15 protein-coding genes and 1 tRNA gene are annotated in these 15,110 nt (G+C 55.8%); 4 read left to right on the top strand and 12 right to left on the bottom strand.

The genetic code is table 11. From position 1 onward, the window contains the following. Positions 1 to 2: 2 nt before the first annotated feature. The 7 genes from IM317_RS07625 to dnaQ all read right to left on the bottom strand — a co-directional run bounded on the left by IM317_RS07625 (position 3) and on the right by dnaQ (position 6,608). Positions 3 to 944, bottom strand: a complete 942-nt coding sequence (locus IM317_RS07625; protein ID WP_023310491.1) for an ABC transporter permease — start codon at positions 942 to 944, stop codon at positions 3 to 5. Between the two features lie 18 nt (positions 945 to 962). Further along, positions 963 to 2,477, bottom strand: coding sequence for an ABC transporter substrate-binding protein (locus IM317_RS07620; RefSeq protein WP_072196566.1), 1,515 nt, complete (start codon positions 2,475 to 2,477; stop codon positions 963 to 965). A gap of 2 nt (positions 2,478 to 2,479) precedes the next feature. Then, on the bottom strand, positions 2,480 to 3,562 hold the full coding sequence (locus IM317_RS07615; RefSeq protein WP_033144692.1) for an ABC transporter ATP-binding protein: 1,083 nt from the start codon (positions 3,560 to 3,562) through the stop codon (positions 2,480 to 2,482). Then, positions 3,559 to 4,572, bottom strand: coding sequence for an ABC transporter ATP-binding protein (locus IM317_RS07610; RefSeq protein WP_033144691.1), 1,014 nt, complete (start codon positions 4,570 to 4,572; stop codon positions 3,559 to 3,561). The genes IM317_RS07615 and IM317_RS07610 overlap by 4 nt, the downstream gene beginning before the upstream one ends. Continuing rightward, the gene (locus IM317_RS07605) at positions 4,569 to 5,288 is read right to left on the bottom strand and encodes a FadR/GntR family transcriptional regulator (RefSeq protein WP_023334601.1); all 720 of its coding nucleotides are present in this window, start codon (positions 5,286 to 5,288) and stop codon (positions 4,569 to 4,571) included. The genes IM317_RS07610 and IM317_RS07605 overlap by 4 nt, the downstream gene beginning before the upstream one ends. A gap of 379 nt (positions 5,289 to 5,667) precedes the next feature. After that, a tRNA-Asp gene (locus IM317_RS07600) sits at positions 5,668 to 5,744 on the bottom strand. 132 nt (positions 5,745 to 5,876) lie between these two features. After that, entirely contained in the window at positions 5,877 to 6,608 is a 732-nt protein-coding gene (dnaQ, locus tag IM317_RS07595) for a DNA polymerase III subunit epsilon (protein ID WP_072196565.1), read from the bottom strand. 64 nt (positions 6,609 to 6,672) lie between these two features. Between dnaQ and rnhA the strand changes: the two genes are divergently transcribed. Then, positions 6,673 to 7,140, top strand: coding sequence for a ribonuclease HI (gene rnhA / locus IM317_RS07590; protein ID WP_023334599.1), 468 nt, complete (start codon positions 6,673 to 6,675; stop codon positions 7,138 to 7,140). Here the strand turns inward: rnhA and IM317_RS07585 are convergent. After that, positions 7,137 to 7,856, bottom strand: a complete 720-nt coding sequence (locus IM317_RS07585; protein ID WP_023310484.1) for a class I SAM-dependent methyltransferase — start codon at positions 7,854 to 7,856, stop codon at positions 7,137 to 7,139. The genes rnhA and IM317_RS07585 overlap by 4 nt on opposite strands. A 32-nt stretch (positions 7,857 to 7,888) precedes the next feature. On the opposite strand from IM317_RS07585, the gene gloB reads away from it, so the two are divergent. After that, positions 7,889 to 8,647 (top strand): hydroxyacylglutathione hydrolase, encoded by a 759-nt coding sequence (gloB, locus tag IM317_RS07580; RefSeq protein ID WP_033144688.1) that lies wholly within the window; start codon positions 7,889 to 7,891, stop codon positions 8,645 to 8,647. Positions 8,648 to 8,715: 68 nt separating this feature from the next. Further along, positions 8,716 to 10,080: a murein transglycosylase D gene (mltD, locus tag IM317_RS07575; RefSeq protein ID WP_032661729.1), complete on the top strand. Its 1,365-nt coding sequence runs from the start codon at positions 8,716 to 8,718 to the stop codon at positions 10,078 to 10,080. Between the two features lie 52 nt (positions 10,081 to 10,132). Here mltD and IM317_RS07570 read toward each other — a convergent pair whose 3' ends face one another. The 3 genes from IM317_RS07570 to IM317_RS07560 all read right to left on the bottom strand — a co-directional run bounded on the left by IM317_RS07570 (position 10,133) and on the right by IM317_RS07560 (position 13,094). Then, on the bottom strand, positions 10,133 to 10,906 hold the full coding sequence (locus IM317_RS07570; RefSeq protein ID WP_033144687.1) for a class I SAM-dependent methyltransferase: 774 nt from the start codon (positions 10,904 to 10,906) through the stop codon (positions 10,133 to 10,135). Positions 10,907 to 10,981: 75 nt separating this feature from the next. Continuing rightward, positions 10,982 to 11,782: an endonuclease/exonuclease/phosphatase family protein gene (locus tag IM317_RS07565; RefSeq protein ID WP_024909448.1), complete on the bottom strand. Its 801-nt coding sequence runs from the start codon at positions 11,780 to 11,782 to the stop codon at positions 10,982 to 10,984. 136 nt (positions 11,783 to 11,918) lie between these two features. Further along, positions 11,919 to 13,094: an MFS transporter gene (locus IM317_RS07560; protein ID WP_033144686.1), complete on the bottom strand. Its 1,176-nt coding sequence runs from the start codon at positions 13,092 to 13,094 to the stop codon at positions 11,919 to 11,921. A gap of 104 nt (positions 13,095 to 13,198) precedes the next feature. On the opposite strand from IM317_RS07560, the gene yafC reads away from it, so the two are divergent. Further along, entirely contained in the window at positions 13,199 to 14,104 is a 906-nt protein-coding gene (gene yafC, locus IM317_RS07555; RefSeq protein ID WP_033144685.1) for a DNA-binding transcriptional regulator YafC, read from the top strand. Positions 14,105 to 14,133: 29 nt separating this feature from the next. On the opposite strand, the gene dkgB is transcribed toward yafC, so the two are convergent. Continuing rightward, positions 14,134 to 14,937, bottom strand: coding sequence for a 2,5-didehydrogluconate reductase DkgB (gene dkgB, locus IM317_RS07550; RefSeq protein ID WP_033144684.1), 804 nt, complete (start codon positions 14,935 to 14,937; stop codon positions 14,134 to 14,136). Positions 14,938 to 15,110 lie beyond the last annotated feature (173 nt).

The following is a 15,110-nucleotide window of genomic DNA, read 5'->3' as shown; positions in this document are numbered from 1 at the left end:
GGTTAACCTCGCATTTTCGGGTTGATAAGGACGTAGAGCACGTCGGCCAGCAGGTTGAGCATCAGGAAGCCGATCGCCACGATCAGCACCACGCCCTGCACCACCGCGTAGTCACGGTTAAATACCGAGTCGACGATCATCTTGCCGAAGCCCGGAATGGTGAAGACCTGCTCGGTCAGCACCGCGCCGCCCAGCAGCTCGCCAAACAGCAGCGTGGTGAGGGTGATGACCGGCACCAGCGCGTTGCGAAACGCGTGCTTCAGGATCACCGCCTTTGGCAGCAGCCCCTTAGCGCGCGCGGTGCGGATGTAATCCGCCTTCAGGACCGCAATCATCGAGGCGCGGGTATGGCGCATCAGCGTCGCCGCAAGGCCCGTTCCGAGCACGGACGCGGGCAGCAGCAGCGTGCGCAGGTTCTGGAGCGGATCTTCACTGAACGGCACGTAGCCGGACGCGGGCAGCCACTGCAGGTTCACCGAAAAGACCAGAATCAGCAGGATCCCCAGCCAGAAGTGCGGGATCGAGATCCCCGAGATCGCCACGAAGTTCGCCCCGTGATCGACCCAGCTGTTTTTGTTCACCGCCGCGAGGATCCCCATGCTGATGCCAAACACCAGCGCGATAATCATCGCCAGCAGCGACAGCTCCAGCGTGACCGGCAGCTTGCTGGCGATCAGCTGCGTCACCGGTTCGTGCGTGCGTAAGGAGACGCCCAGATCGCCCTGCAGCGCCCGCGTCAGCCAGTGGAAATACTGCACGGGGATCGGCGCATCGAGGTTCAGCTCCGCGCGCAGCTGGGCGATGACCGCCGGATCGCGCTCCTCCCCGGCCATGGCGATTAGCGGGTCGCCGGGCAGCAGCTTTTGCAGCCCGAAGACCATCATGCTCACCAGCAGCAGGGTTGGTATAGCCAGCAGCAGACGTTTGCAAATCAGTTCCAGCATGGGTTCTCCTCAGGACGGTTATTTCGCCAGCGTTAAACCCGCCAGACGCACGATGCCGTCCGGGTACGGCTTAAAGCCCTGCACGCTTTTGTTCAGACCGAAAATGCGCGGCTCGAAGTAGAGGTAGGTAATCGGCATGTCGGTTTGCAGCTGCTTCACCACCTTGTCGTACAGCGGCTGGCGTGCGGCCTGGTCGGTGCTCTGGCGCGCCTGGGTCAGCCACTCATCGACCTGCGCGTTGCTGTAGCGGCCGTCGTTGAGCGTGCCTTTGCTGTTGATAAAGCCGTAGATGCTACCGTCCGGATCCGGGCGTCCCGACCAGCCGGAGAAGCTCAGCTGATAGTCGCCGCTCTGCTGGCGATCGAGCAGCGTGGCGAATTCGGTCATCTGCAGGTTCAGGTTAAATCCGGCCTCGGCGACCATAGCCTGCAATACCTGGCCCACCTGCTGCGAGGTTGGGTTGTTCGGCACCAGCAGGTTGACGGTCAGCGGCGCGGTGACGCCTGCCGCCTTCAGCAGCGCTTTGGCTTTGTCGACGTCACGCGGCGGAACCGGCAGGTTAACGTGATACGGGCTGACCGGGGAAAACGCCTGGTTTGCCGGGGTGTAAAGCCCTTCGAAGACCACCTGGTTTAACGCATCGCGGTCGATGGCCTGAGAAAACGCCTCGCGCACGCGGGCGTCCTTGAACGGATCGTTCGCCGGCACCTTGCCGTTGTTGATGTTGAAGGTTATGCCCTGATAGCCGAGACCGGTTACCTTCGCCAGCGCCAGCTTGCTGTCGGCTTCGACCGTTTTAACGTCGCTGGCGGCGATGCCTTCGGTCAGGTCAAGATCGCCCGCGCGCAGGTTCGCGAGGCGCACGGAGGCGTCCGGGATCGGCAGATAGATAATTTTGTCGAAGTGGTAAGCGTCTTTGTTCCAGTAGTTGTCGAAGCGGGTCAGAACGATGCGGTCCTGGGACACGCGGCTGTCGAATTTATACGGGCCGGAGCAGACCGGGTGGGCGGCAAAGTCCGGCTTTTTCGCCGCCTCCGGGGCCATCATCGCGCCCGCGCGGTCGGTGAGCTGCATCAGCAGCGCGGCATCGGGGGTCTTCAGGTGCAGCGCAATCTGCATCGGGCCGGTGACCTCGACCGATTCAACGGAGGAGATCTCGCTCTTACGCAGGGAGCCTTTCAGGGTCAGGGCGCGGTCGAGGTTGTATTTTGCCGCGGCGGCATCAAATTTCTCACCGTCGTGGAAGGTGACGCCTTCGCGCAGATTAAGCGTCAGGGTTTTACCGTCGTCACTCCACGCCCAGTCTTTAGCCAGGCCGGGGACGACCTTCAGGTTTTCATCCACGTCCACCAGCCTGTCGCACAGGGAGGCAAACACGAAGCGGCCATAGTAGGTGCGCGCCAGATGCGGGTCGAGCATGTCCGGGTCAGCGCCCAGGCCGATCCGCAGCACGCTTTCAGAATGGGCGGGCAGCGCCGCGCCAAGCAACATAACACTTCCCAGTACGGTCAAAAGAGAATTACGCATTGTCATTATCATGAGTTCCTTGAAGGAAGGGACGAGTGAGTGGCCGCGTGTTCAAACAGCGCGCGGCGGCGCAGAAAGGCGGCGGATGGCGGTGCGATCTGAATAACGCTGCGATCGCGGTTGATCTCCTGCCAGCGATGACAGGCAACCTGACGCCCGCCGTCGAGCACCTGATTGATCGGCTCAACCTGGCGGCATTCATCGGTGACGTACGGGCAGCGGGTGTGGAAACGGCAGCCGGACGGCGGACTGGCCGGGTTGGGCAGATCCCCCTGCAGCAGCAGCGCGTCGCGTTCAACGCCCGGCTGCATCTGCGGTGCCGAGGCGATCAGCGCCTGGGTGTAGGGGTGCAGCGGCGCGTCAAAAATCTCGTCGACGGTGGCAAGCTCGACGATTTGTCCGAGATACATGACCGCAACACGGTCGCTCATATGGCGGATCACCGCCAGGCCGTGAGCGACAATCACCATCGTCAGCCCCAGCTGGTGCTTCAGGCTCTCCAGCAGATTAACCACCTGCGCCTGAACGGACACATCCAGCGCGGATACCGGCTCATCGCCCAGCAGCAGCTTCGGCCCGGAAGCCAGCGCACGCGCAATGCCGATACGCTGGCGCTGCCCGCCGGAAAACTCGTGCGGATAGCGCCCGGCCCAGGCGGCAGGCAGGCCCACGGTTTTAAGCAGCTCGGCAACGCGATACTGGCGATCCGCCTTTTTCATGTTCTGGTGCAGCCACAGCGGCTCCCCGACGATCTGCTCCACCGTCATGCGCGGGTTGAGCGAGGCGAAGGGATCCTGGAAGATAATCTGCAGCTCGCGCCGGAGCTGGTTCAGGCGGGCACCGGAGGCGTCGGTGATCTCTTCCCCCTGATAGAACACGCGCCCTTCGCTGGCGGCCAGCAGGCGCAGCAGCAGGCGGCCGAGGGTAGATTTCCCGGAGCCGGACTCGCCGACAATCGCCAGCGTTTCGCCCGGCATCACGGCAAGCGAAACGCGATCGACCGCCGTGACAAAGCGTGCCGGAGTAAAGAGTTTTTTGGGGCCGGGGAAAAGCTTGCTGAGGTCACGGGCTTCAAGAATGGGCGTGGTCATGCGGTCTCTCCCAGGGCAATGTGGTGTTCGAGCGGCACGCGGAAGCAGGCTACCTGATGGCCCGCGCCGAGCGCGGTGAGCTGCGGTTTTTCATCATGGCAGCGCGACTGCGCAAACGGGCAGCGGGTGGCAAAACGGCAGCCTTTCGGCATGGATTCCGGGAGCGGGACCGCGCCGGGAATTGTGGAGAGCTGGCCCTTGCGTGCTCCCAGCGAGGGGATCGACCCCATCAGGCCGATGGTGTACGGGTGCTGCGGGTCGGCGAATATTGCCTCCACGCTCCCCTGCTCCACCACCTGTCCGGCATACATCACGGCGACCTGCTGGGCGACTTCTGCCACCACGCCTAAATCGTGGGTGATCATCAGCACCGCCGTGCCGGTTTCCTCTTTTAAGGCGTTGAGCAAGGCGAGGATTTGCGCCTGGATGGTGACGTCGAGCGCGGTGGTTGGCTCGTCGGCAATCAGCAGTTTAGGGTGGTTAATCAGCGCCATGGCAATCATCACGCGCTGGCGCATGCCGCCGGAAAGCTGGTGGGGATATGCTTTCAGGCGCATCTCTGCCGCCGGGATCTGCACCTTCTCGAGGATCTGCAGCGCGACCTTCATCGCCTCTGCGCGCGAGACGTTCTGGTGTCGCATAACCGCTTCGCTCAGCTGATCCCCCAGCGTGAACGCCGGATTGAGCGAGGTCATCGGCTCCTGGAAAATCATCGCCAGCTCGCTGCCGCGCAGATCGGCATACTCGCGCGGTGAGAGCTTTCGAAGGTCGTGGCGGCGAAACTGCATCTCGCCGCTGACAATCTGCGCGCTGGCGGGCAGTAACCCCATCAGCGCCAGTGAGGTGATACTTTTCCCGCAGCCGGACTCCCCCACCAGCGCCAGCGTTTCGCCCGCCCTGACGGCCAGCGAGATACCATCAAGCACGCTAACCGGCGAGCCAGCAAACGTAACGTTGAGGTTTTGCACCCGCAATACGGGCGCGGCGTCCTTAAAGGGTATTGTCGTCATGGCGTGAAGTCGTCCTCAAGGTGGATCGCCTGAATCAGGGCGGTTTGCAGGCTGAGCAGGTGTTCGCGCATGGCGGCCGCGGCTTCATTAGGCTGGCGATGGATAATCGCAGACATGATCTTATGGTGGTGGTCGTTATAGCTGTCGACACGTTCGGGCGTGCGGGCTAATTCGCGCAGATGCTGCCAGCCCGGTTCGCGCCGAACGGCATCAATGGCATCAAACAGGCCGAGCATCAGACGGTTGCCCGCCGCCTCGGCAATCGCCCGGTGAAAGGCGCTGTCCCAGAGTTCGTTGAGATCGCGGTCGTCCGGGCTGACCTTGTCGATGCGTTCCAGCATGCGCTGCATAAGCGCGAGGTTTTCCCTGGTGGCACGCAGTGCCGCAAGCCGGGCTAAGCCGGGTTCGAGCTGTAGACGAGCTTCCATCACTTCCAGAAGGTTGGTCTGCTGAACCAATCCCTGAAGGGCCAGCGGTTCAACAGGTGCCGCCGGGCCAATAAAGGTCCCTTTGCCCTGCTTACGCCAGATGCGCCCCTCTTCTTCCAGCACGTCCAGCGCACGACGTACTTCGCGTCGTCCTACGCCGAGAGTGTCCGACAGCTCACGTTCCGTGGGCAGCGGTATGCCTGGTGTTGACTCATGCTGGTTGATAAGCCCGCGCAACTGCTCAAGCGCGGTGCTGGAATTGGCCAGAAACCGTGACGGTTTTTCCATATTGGTTCGCTCGCTTTCATCATGACTTTATTTTTATTAACGATAAGTTATTGATATGGAATGAAGCTTATCGTGCTAATGATTAAGCAATAACCAAACCAATACGCAATTGGTTCGGTATATTTTTGGAAAGCAGGAGATAACCAGATGATTCTGCGTGAATTATTTTTACAGAAAGAAACATTCTGAATGAGGTGCGAAGAGAGGAGTGATGGAGAAATGCACAATTACAGTGCAAATAATGCACTATATCCGTGCAATTGTTAATAAATTGCACTATGAGCATTAAATTTTTGTTAACGACAAGGGAGAGAATGAGATTACTGAAGGCTGAAACGACGAAAGCCTGAATCATTTCTGATTCAGGCTTTCTGAATAGTGGCGGAACGGACGGGACTCGAACCCGCGACCCCCTGCGTGACAGGCAGGTATTCTAACCGACTGAACTACCGCTCCACTGTTCCCGCTTGGGGAACGAGGCGCATATTACGGTGCGCCTCCGATCTCGTCAACGCTTTTTCTCACGTTTTGAATCGTTTGCTGCAAAAATCGCCCAAACGATGATTTTACAGGCATTAAGGCGTTTTTTCAGGCGCGCCACAAACAGCTGCCGCCCTTCTTCTGGACCAGATCAAGCCGGGATTCGTGGTTAAGAAGCTCTTCGTCACTGGCTAAAATAACCCGCAACCGACTGGCCTGACGGACAACGCGCTGAATGCCCGCTTCGCCTTGCGTCTGCTGGGATTCACTTTCCATACTGAACTTCATTGACGTCTGCCCGCCGGTCATCGTCAGATAGACATCGGCCAGGATCTGGGCATCGAGCAACGCCCCGTGGAGCGTTCGCTTGGTATTGTCTATCTCGTAGCGCGAGCAGAGTGCATCCAGGCTGTTACGCTTGCCGGGGAACATCTTCCTTGCCAGCGCCAGGCTGTCCGTCACCTTACAGAAGGTGTTCGTCTTCGGAATATCACGATTAAGCTTGCTGAATTCATAATCCATAAAGCCGATATCGAACGATGCGTTATGGATGACAAGCTCGGCACCCTTGATGTATTCCAGGAACTCGTCAGCGACATCCGCAAAAGTCGGCTTATCCAGCAAGAACTCATCGGCAATACCGTGAACGCCGAACGCTTCCGGATCAACCAGCCGATCGGGTTTGAGGTAGACGTGGAAGTTGTTCCCCGTAAGACGACGGTTCACCACTTCAACGGCGCCGATCTCGATGATCTTATGCCCTTCGTAGTGCGCGCCGATCTGGTTCATACCGGTGGTTTCGGTATCGAGGACAATCTGGCGAGTAATTGCAGTGCTCATAGCGGTCATTTATGTCAGACTTATCGTTTAACTGAACGTTTCGAATACAGGAAGTCTACCAGAGATGCGTAAACAGGTAGAAATTTTCACCGATGGATCTTGTCTCGGTAACCCAGGACCCGGCGGCTACGGCGCGATTATGCGCTATCGCCAGCACGAAAAAACCTTTAGCGAAGGCTATTTTCTGACCACCAACAACCGGATGGAGTTGATGGCGGCCATCGTGGCGCTGGAGGCGTTAAAAGAACATTGTGACGTGGTGCTAAGCACCGACAGTCAGTACGTGCGTCAGGGGATCACCCAGTGGATCCATAACTGGAAAAAACGCGGCTGGAAGACCGCCGATAAGAAGCCGGTCAAGAACGTCGATCTCTGGAAACGTCTTGATGCTGCGCTGGGCCAGCACCAGATTAAGTGGGAGTGGGTTAAAGGCCACGCAGGCCACCCGGAAAACGAACGCTGCGACGAACTGGCGCGTGCTGCGGCATCCAATCCCGCACATGAAGATGCGGGCTATCAGCCCGACGTCTAATCGGTTTTTTTGTACTGCCGCGTGGCGCCCACGGTCTGGCGGATGGGCGTTTTCGACTTGCTCTGCTTCATGGGGTTAAGCGTAAGGGGAATGGTTCGCTTACGCGCAACGATAAACTGCAAACAGCCCAACGCGGGGAGATGGGTGCTCAGTACCACGCCCCCCTGCCGCGCCCAGGGCAGCACCTGAAAACCACCGTAGCAGAGCACTTCAAAATTCAGCAGTGAAAGCCAGTCGAGCTGACGCATCATGGTGAACATCCGGCTGTTGTAAGGTGGAGTCCGGCGTAGCACTGGTACCAGCTTACGCAGGCCCATCAGGCTTAGCGGATTGAATCCGCTAAGTACCAGCCAGCCGTCATCAATCAGCACGCGATCGGCTTCGCGAAGCAGACGATGCGGATCGCTGCACCAGGGTAGCGTATGTGCGAGCAAACACGCATCGACGGATTTTTCCGCAAACGGCAGATGCAACGGGTCTGCTTTCACCTGAACCGGCGATCCGCCGAGAGAGACGTTAACCTGATGCGAGATAGCGCAGCTTTCGGTATTGATTTCCGCGCTGAGATTGCCAATCTTAAGCAGGTGAAAGCCATACATTTTCGCGAGCCAGGGCTTCAGCTGCTGTTCTAACGCTTCGCGATAGTATTCACCCCAGGGCAATTCCGCCCAACGTTCCGGTGCTGCGACAGTCTGAGGTATCCTTGCCGGTTTCATCAAAACACCCGCCACGCTCTAAGAGGTAATGTATGAATCTTATCAGTATTCCAGCGTTTCAGGACAATTACATCTGGGTTTTGGTTGACGACGATCGCCGCTGCATCATTGTCGATCCCGGAGAATCCGCCCCTGTACTGCACGCCATAAAAGACAACGGCTGGCAGCCAGAAGCCATTCTGTTGACGCATCATCATAACGATCACACTGGCGGCGTGCCTGAACTGCGCGCTCATTTTCCGCATCTTGTGGTTTACGGACCGGCAGAGGCACAAGATAAGGGAATCACGCATGTAGCCGAAGAAGGCGAAAATATCCTCATACGCGAGTGGGAGTTTTCCGTATTTGCCACACCGGGTCACACTTTGGGACATCTGTGTTTCTACAGTAAGCCTTATCTTTTTTGCGGCGATACGCTGTTCTCCGGAGGCTGCGGAAGACTGTTTGAAGGCACGCCAGCTCAAATGTATCAGTCTTTACAGAAGATTAACGCGCTACCCGATGAGACGCTCATTTGTTGCGCCCATGAGTATACATTAGGAAATATGAAGTTTGCAGTGAGCCTCTTACCCGAGGATCGAGCGATTCAGGATTATTATCACAAAGTGAAGGAGTTACGTGCAAAAAACCAAAAAACACTCCCCGTAATTCTGAAAAATGAGCGCCAAATTAATTTATTTTTACGCACAGATGATATTGATTTAATTAATAAAATTAACCAAGAAACAAATTTGCAACAACCAGAACAACGATTTGCATGGTTAAGGTCAAAGAAAGATAACTTCAGATAATTGCGGGTTGCCTTTTCAAAATTTCGCCGTTATCATCGCTCGTCTTTTAAGCAACTATTGACACACACATGAAGGCAAAAGCGATATTACTCGCCTCTGTCCTGCTTGTAGGTTGCCAGTCGCAAAACGGCAGCAACGTACAACAGCACGCACAGAGCCTTTCTGCAGCTGGTCAAGGGGAAGCAGGGAAGTTTGCAAGTTCGGCGCGCTGGATGGACGATGGAACATCTTACGCGCAGGATCAAGACTTGTGGACCTCTATTGGCGACGAGCTAAAGATGGGAATTCCGGAAAATCCCCGGATTCGCGAACAGAAACAGAAGTATTTAAGTAATAAGAGCTATCTCCACGATGTAACGTTACGGGCAGAGCCGTATATGTACTGGATAGCCGGGCAAGTTAAGAAACGTAACATGCCTATGGAGCTGGTACTCCTACCCATAGTGGAGAGCGCTTTTGACCCACACGCGACGTCTGGCGCCAATGCCGCAGGCATTTGGCAGATCATTCCGAGCACCGGGCGAAACTATGGTCTGAAACAGACCCGCAACTATGATGCGCGTCGCGATGTTGTCGCTTCAACGACAGCCGCTCTCGACATGATGCAACGTCTGAACAAGATGTTTGACGGCGACTGGCTGTTAACGGTCGCAGCGTATAATAGTGGCGAAGGTCGTGTACTGAAGGCAATGAAAGCGAATAAAGCACGGGGTAAATCCACCGATTTTTGGTCGCTCTCACTGCCACAGGAAACAAAGATTTACGTACCGAAAATGCTGGCATTGAGCGATATTCTCAAGAACAGCAAGCGTTACGGTGTACAACTGCCAACACCAGACGAAAGTCGTGCACTGGCGCGTGTTCGCCTCAGCAATCCAGTTGATATTCAACAGGTTGCTGATATGACGGGTATGTCGGTAAGTAAATTGAAAACCTTTAATGCTGGCGTTAAAGGCTCAACCCTGGGGGCAAGTGGCCCGCAGTATGTAATGGTTCCGCAGAAACATGCCGAGCAGTTACGTGAGTCTTTAGCTTCTGGTGAAATCGCCGCCGTTCAGTCAACGCTGATCGCGGATGCATCATCAGTTAACAGCCGCAGCTATAAGGTTCGTTCAGGTGATACGCTTTCGGGCATCGCGTCACGTCTTGGCGTGAATGCGAAAGATCTGCAGCAGTGGAATAATCTGCGCAGTTCCGGCCTGAAAGTGGGTCAGACTCTGACGGTAGGTGCAGGTAGCAGCGCACAGCGTCTCGCCAGCAACAGCGATAGCATTACCTATCGCGTACGCAAGGGCGATTCACTGTCCAGTATCGCAAAACGGCACGGCGTGAACATCAAGGATGTGATGCGCTGGAACAATGATACTGACAATCTGAAACCTGGCGACCAGCTGACGCTGTTTGTGAAGAACAGCGCGACGCCAGACTCCTGATAGCACGATCGAAAGATAAAAAGGCACCGATTCCCCTCGGTGCCTTTTTTGTTTATTCCGCTTTTTGCGCTTCAGCCATGATGGTATCGCTGGTAAACGAGCCATCGTCCTGCAGTTCAAAGTACGCCTTTACCTCCGCGGACGCACTCTCCTGATACAGTCTGATCGCCTGGCTCAATGCTTCCGGGGTGCGCATACGCGCGATCCAGGAGCTGAACTCCAGCGGTAAGCGATCGGTAATCAACGCGCGCGCGATCAGCCCCGCTTCAGTGATAAGCGACAACCACTCTCCGCTGGCGTAATTTTGCACGTGCGAGGTATCGCGCAGCGCTTCTACCGTCTGCAGCCAGATATTGCGCACCGGGTGTCCGGGAGACATCACATCCATAATGATGAAGGTGCCGCCCGGCTTCAGAACACGTTTGACCTCGCGCAATGCCTGGCCGACATCGTGCCAGTGGTGCGCGGAATAACGGCTGATCACCACCTCAAACGATGCATCATCGAACGGTAAGGATTCGGCATAGCCCTGGCGCGTATTGATGTTGTTCAGCCCTTTCGCTTTTGCCGCCCCGGCAACGACGTCCAGCATCTGGCTGGATAAGTCATACGCGGTAACGTGCGCGACCCGCTGCGCAGCGGTAAAGCTGGCATGCCCTGCCCCGCAGCCTAAATCCAGCACGTGTGCCTGCGGGAACGCCGCCAGACGTTCACCGAGACGCACCAGATCGCGGCCAGAAGCATGCACGGCGCTGCTCAAATAGGCACTTGCCTGAGAACCAAACTGTTTTTCTACGTTGTCATGATGGGAGCGTGTTGTTGTCATCGTACTGTCCTTTGTGAGTGAAAAATAAAGGGCAGCACCCGCACAGGCCTGCCCCACGGCAGACCTGACACACCATTATTTATCAGGTTTGCCGGGACTGAATTCGACTAGTAGAGGGTTATGATCCGAGGCGCGCGTCACCAGAACCGAGGCATCATGCACGCTCAAACCACGATAGAAGACAAAATCGAGAGGACGACCAAAGGCTTTTTTGCGCTGGTCATCGCTAAAACGAACTTCACGCAGCGACATTTCGCGCGCAAAGCGATACAGCGCATTCATGCGCGGACGACTCCAGGCATTGAAATCGCCGGCCATAATGATGGGCCCGCTGTGATGGGCAATCTGATCGCCGATCGGAAGTAACTGCTTACTGTAGACATCCACGCCCAGACTGAAATTTACCGCATGGATATTCACGACCATCAGCATTCGGGTATCCGGCAGCGGATAGACCGTCACCAGCGCCGATTTTGCCAGACGCAGGATAGGTTCACGTTCGCGCAGTGGACAACAATAGACCGGATGTGCTGCTGAAAGCGTCATCACACCTGAGGGGTGTTGTGGCAGGACAAACGCAGGCACCTGGTCGGCGGCAAGATAGTTCGTGGTGGCAAAGCGTACCAGTTCAGGGGTGGTTTGTGCCTCCTGGAGCAGAACCAGGTGGGCATCTTTTCCAAAATTCTTGAGTACCGATAACCATTCGGCACGCTGCTGCTTAAAGATATTCCACACCAGTACACGGATTTTCTCATCGCTGCTTAACGGTGTGCCGGCGGGTAATGCCTGGCTTATGCTCGCAAATGACCCCGGAGGCAAGATCCTCTCCGCGGGCATTCCGGCAACATAACGCATGGCATAGGTATTTTTTCGCACTTTTGGAAACAGCCTCTGTAACATGAACCAGCCCGGAAAACGGACTGGTTCTAATGTTATAGGGACTTTAGGTCATACTTTCAACGCAATTTCTGAGAAACCGCTTTCCAGTTTTGTAAGCAAGCACTTACTGATGTTAACCCAGCGCGTCCCTGGCTGGCTTATCGAGACGTCCACTCAGTCCAATCAGCAGGAAGGCGACCAGGACAATCACCGCGCCAATCCACGGGGTCTGGGCTAATCCAACATGCGCTACGGTTTGCCCGCCAATGATGGAGCCCAGCGCAATGCCGATATTAAATGCGGCAATGTTCAGACCGGACGCCACATCCACGGCATTTGGCGTATAGAGCTCGGCTTTCTGGACAACGTAAACCTGAAGCCCGGGGACATTACCAAAGGCAAAGATCCCCATGACCAGCACAGTGACCAGCGCGGCGTAGTGTACCGAAGCCGTGAACTGGAAAATCATCAGCAGAACCACCAGGGCGGCGAAGATGAATTTCAGCGCCGGTACCGCACCATGCTTATCTGCAAGCTTGCCGCCCCAGATATTGCCAATGGCAACGGAAATACCGTATCCCAGCAAAATCCAGCTCACGGCATTGGGTGAAAAGCCTGCCAGATCCTGCATCATCGGCGCCAGGAAGGTGAAAGCCGTGAATACGCCGCCATAGCCCAATGCAGTTACCGCGTAGATAATCAGCAAACGCGGATGCGTGAGCACCTTCAGCTGATCGCGCAGGCTGGCGCTCGCCCGGCCTGGGATATTCGACGGTACCAGCAGCAGGCTGGTCACCAGGGCGATGGCACCCAGTAAGGAGACGGCCAGGAACGTTTCACGCCAGCCGAAGTGTTGTCCGATAAACGTTCCCAGCGGTACGCCCGTAACGAGTGCGACGGTCAGTCCACCAAACATGATCGCAATCGCTGAAGCCGCTTTCTCTTTGGGCACCAGGCTGGTTGCAATGGTGGAACCAATCGAGAAGAACACGCCGTGTGCAAGGCCGGTTAACAGACGCGCAATCACCAGCGTGGTGTAGTCCGGCGCCTGCCAGGCCAGAATGTTGCCAGCGGTGAACAGCACCATCAGCGCGACTAACAGCTGCTTACGCGGAAAACGTCCGGTCAGGGCCGTCAGCACTGGCGCACCGACGGCGACGCCCAGGGCGTAGATAGACACCAGCAATCCGGCGGAAGGCAACGAGATCGCAAGCTGGTTAGCAATAGTGGGAACCAGACCCACGATAACAAATTCGGTCGTGCCAATTGCGAAGGCACTGATCGTCAGGGCAAGTAGCGCCAGTGGCATAAAATACTCCGTATCATCAGGATTAAGATGACAGGCAGTATGCGCCAGTGCTTAAATAACAAAAATGGTCAAAATCTCAATAGAATTTTGCAGGTGGTGCAAAAATGAAAGCAACATCGGAAGAGCTGACAATCTTTGTCGCCGTCGTTGAAAGCGGCAGCTTTAGCCGCGCGGCCGAACAGCTGGGTCAGGCTAACTCAGCCATCAGCCGTTCGGTAAAAAAACTGGAGATGAAGCTTGGAGTGAGTCTGCTTAACCGAACGACGCGGCAGCTGAGCCTGACGGAAGAGGGAGAGCGTTACTTCCGCCGCGTGCAGTCGGTATTGCAGGAGATGGCTGCAGCGGAGACGGAGATTATGGAGACCCGCAGCACGCCGCGTGGGTTGCTGCGCATTGATGCGGCCACGCCGGTTGTGCTCCATTTTCTGATGCCGCTGATCAAACCTTTCCGCGAACGCTATCCGGAGATGACGCTATCGCTGGTCTCCTCAGAGACGTTTATCAACCTCATCGAACGGAAAGTGGATGTGGCTATCCGGGCGGGAACCCTGACAGATTCAAGCTTGCGTGCCCGCCCTCTGTTTGCCAGCTACCGCAAAATTATCGCATCGCCAGAGTATATTGCCGAGCATGGGAAACCGGAGACGGTTGAAGAATTGAAGCAGCATCTGTGCCTTGGCTTTACGGAGCCGGTGTCGCTGAACACCTGGCCTGTCGCCTGTCATGATGGTCAACTTCATGAAATTACCTGCGGATTATCCTCAAACAGCGGGGAAACGCTGAAGCAGCTGTGTCTCGAAGGAAATGGTATCGCCTGCTTGTCAGACTATATGATTGACAAGGAGATAGCCCGGGGTGAACTGGTGGAATTGATGGCCGATAAACGCCTGCCGGTCGAAATGCCTTTTAGCGCGGTGTATTACAGTGACAGAGCGGTGAGTACGCGTATTCGTGCCTTTATTGACTTCCTGAGTGAACATATAAAAACAGCTCCCGGAGGAGCCGTGTGAGGGTTCAGGTTACAGAGGGCGGGTCAAACTTAATCCCAGTCAGGAGCTAAACCTTCCGGGCTGACCAGGCGATCGTTGCACTCCAGCGCTGCGATCGCTTTTTTATCGTCTGCATCCAGATGAAGATCCGCTGCTAACAGGTTGCTGGCCAGGTTTTCACGCTTAGTTGATGATGGGATCACTGCATAACCTTCACCCATTGCCCATGCCAGAATCACCTGCGCAGCAGTGGCGTTATGTTTCTCTGCAATACGCGTAATTACTTCATCTTTCAGAGCTTTACCGTAGGCCAGCGTCATGTATGAAGTGATGTGGATCCCGTTCTGTTTTGCCCAGTCCACGACTTTACGGTTTTGCAGGTATGGCGACAGCTCAATCTGGTTAGTCGCAATATTTTCTGCGCCAACAGCAGCAATGGCTTTTTCCATCAGCGGAATGGTGAAGTTGGAGATCCCAATTTCGCGGGTTAAGCCCTGCTTTTTCGCTTCCAGCAGCGCCTGCATGAATTCCTCTACTGAGACGGCATCATTCGGTGATGGCCAGTGGATCAGCGTCAGATCTACGTAGTCAGTACGCAGTTTTTTCAGGCTCTCCTTCAGGCTAGGGATCAGCTTATCTTTGCTGAGATTCTCAATCCAGATTTTCGTGGTGATAAACAGTTCGTTACGCGGCACACCACTCTCTTCGAGAGCTTGTCCAACGGCAGCTTCGTTTTCATAGATCTGTGCCGTATCAACTGCACGATAACCCAGTTCGAGTGCGGTTTTAACCGATGCGATAACAACGTCGTCTTTCAGGCGGAAAGTGCCAAGACCAAATGCAGGGAGAGTCATACTATTCCTCAATCATTATGTTCGTAAACTGAGGAAGATTATCGCTGGCGTTGTTATAGAGAAAAAGATCGCAAAACGCAGAGGATTTTTGCTAATTTCGCAATAATTAAACGTCAGATAAGAAAAAAGCCCTGAGCGTGAGCTCAGGGCTTTTAATAAGTGGCGGAACGGAC

It is taken from the genome of Enterobacter cloacae complex sp. S3, assembly GCF_014930495.1.
GTDB classification, from domain to species: Bacteria; Pseudomonadota; Gammaproteobacteria; order Enterobacterales; family Enterobacteriaceae; genus Enterobacter; species Enterobacter asburiae_B.
This window is presented reverse-complemented; position numbering and strand designations above follow the sequence as displayed.

Coding starts and splice junctions, on each gene's coding strand:
- IM317_RS07605 (WP_023334601.1), bottom strand. CDS start 5,288: ATGGAAAAACCGTCACGGTTTCTGGCCAATTCCAGCACCGCGCTTGAG.
- IM317_RS07560 (WP_033144686.1), bottom strand. CDS start 13,094: ATGCCACTGGCGCTACTTGCCCTGACGATCAGTGCCTTCGCAATTGGC.
- mltD (WP_032661729.1), top strand. CDS start 8,716: ATGAAGGCAAAAGCGATATTACTCGCCTCTGTCCTGCTTGTAGGTTGC.
- yafC (WP_033144685.1), top strand. CDS start 13,199: ATGAAAGCAACATCGGAAGAGCTGACAATCTTTGTCGCCGTCGTTGAA.
- IM317_RS07620 (WP_072196566.1), bottom strand. CDS start 2,477: ATGACAATGCGTAATTCTCTTTTGACCGTACTGGGAAGTGTTATGTTG.
- IM317_RS07625 (WP_023310491.1), bottom strand. CDS start 944: ATGCTGGAACTGATTTGCAAACGTCTGCTGCTGGCTATACCAACCCTG.
- dnaQ (WP_072196565.1), bottom strand. CDS start 6,608: ATGAGCACTGCAATTACTCGCCAGATTGTCCTCGATACCGAAACCACC.
- dkgB (WP_033144684.1), bottom strand. CDS start 14,937: ATGACTCTCCCTGCATTTGGTCTTGGCACTTTCCGCCTGAAAGACGAC.
- IM317_RS07610 (WP_033144691.1), bottom strand. CDS start 4,572: ATGACGACAATACCCTTTAAGGACGCCGCGCCCGTATTGCGGGTGCAA.
- IM317_RS07615 (WP_033144692.1), bottom strand. CDS start 3,562: ATGACCACGCCCATTCTTGAAGCCCGTGACCTCAGCAAGCTTTTCCCC.
- rnhA (WP_023334599.1), top strand. CDS start 6,673: ATGCGTAAACAGGTAGAAATTTTCACCGATGGATCTTGTCTCGGTAAC.
- gloB (WP_033144688.1), top strand. CDS start 7,889: ATGAATCTTATCAGTATTCCAGCGTTTCAGGACAATTACATCTGGGTT.
- IM317_RS07585 (WP_023310484.1), bottom strand. CDS start 7,856: ATGAAACCGGCAAGGATACCTCAGACTGTCGCAGCACCGGAACGTTGG.
- IM317_RS07570 (WP_033144687.1), bottom strand. CDS start 10,906: ATGACAACAACACGCTCCCATCATGACAACGTAGAAAAACAGTTTGGT.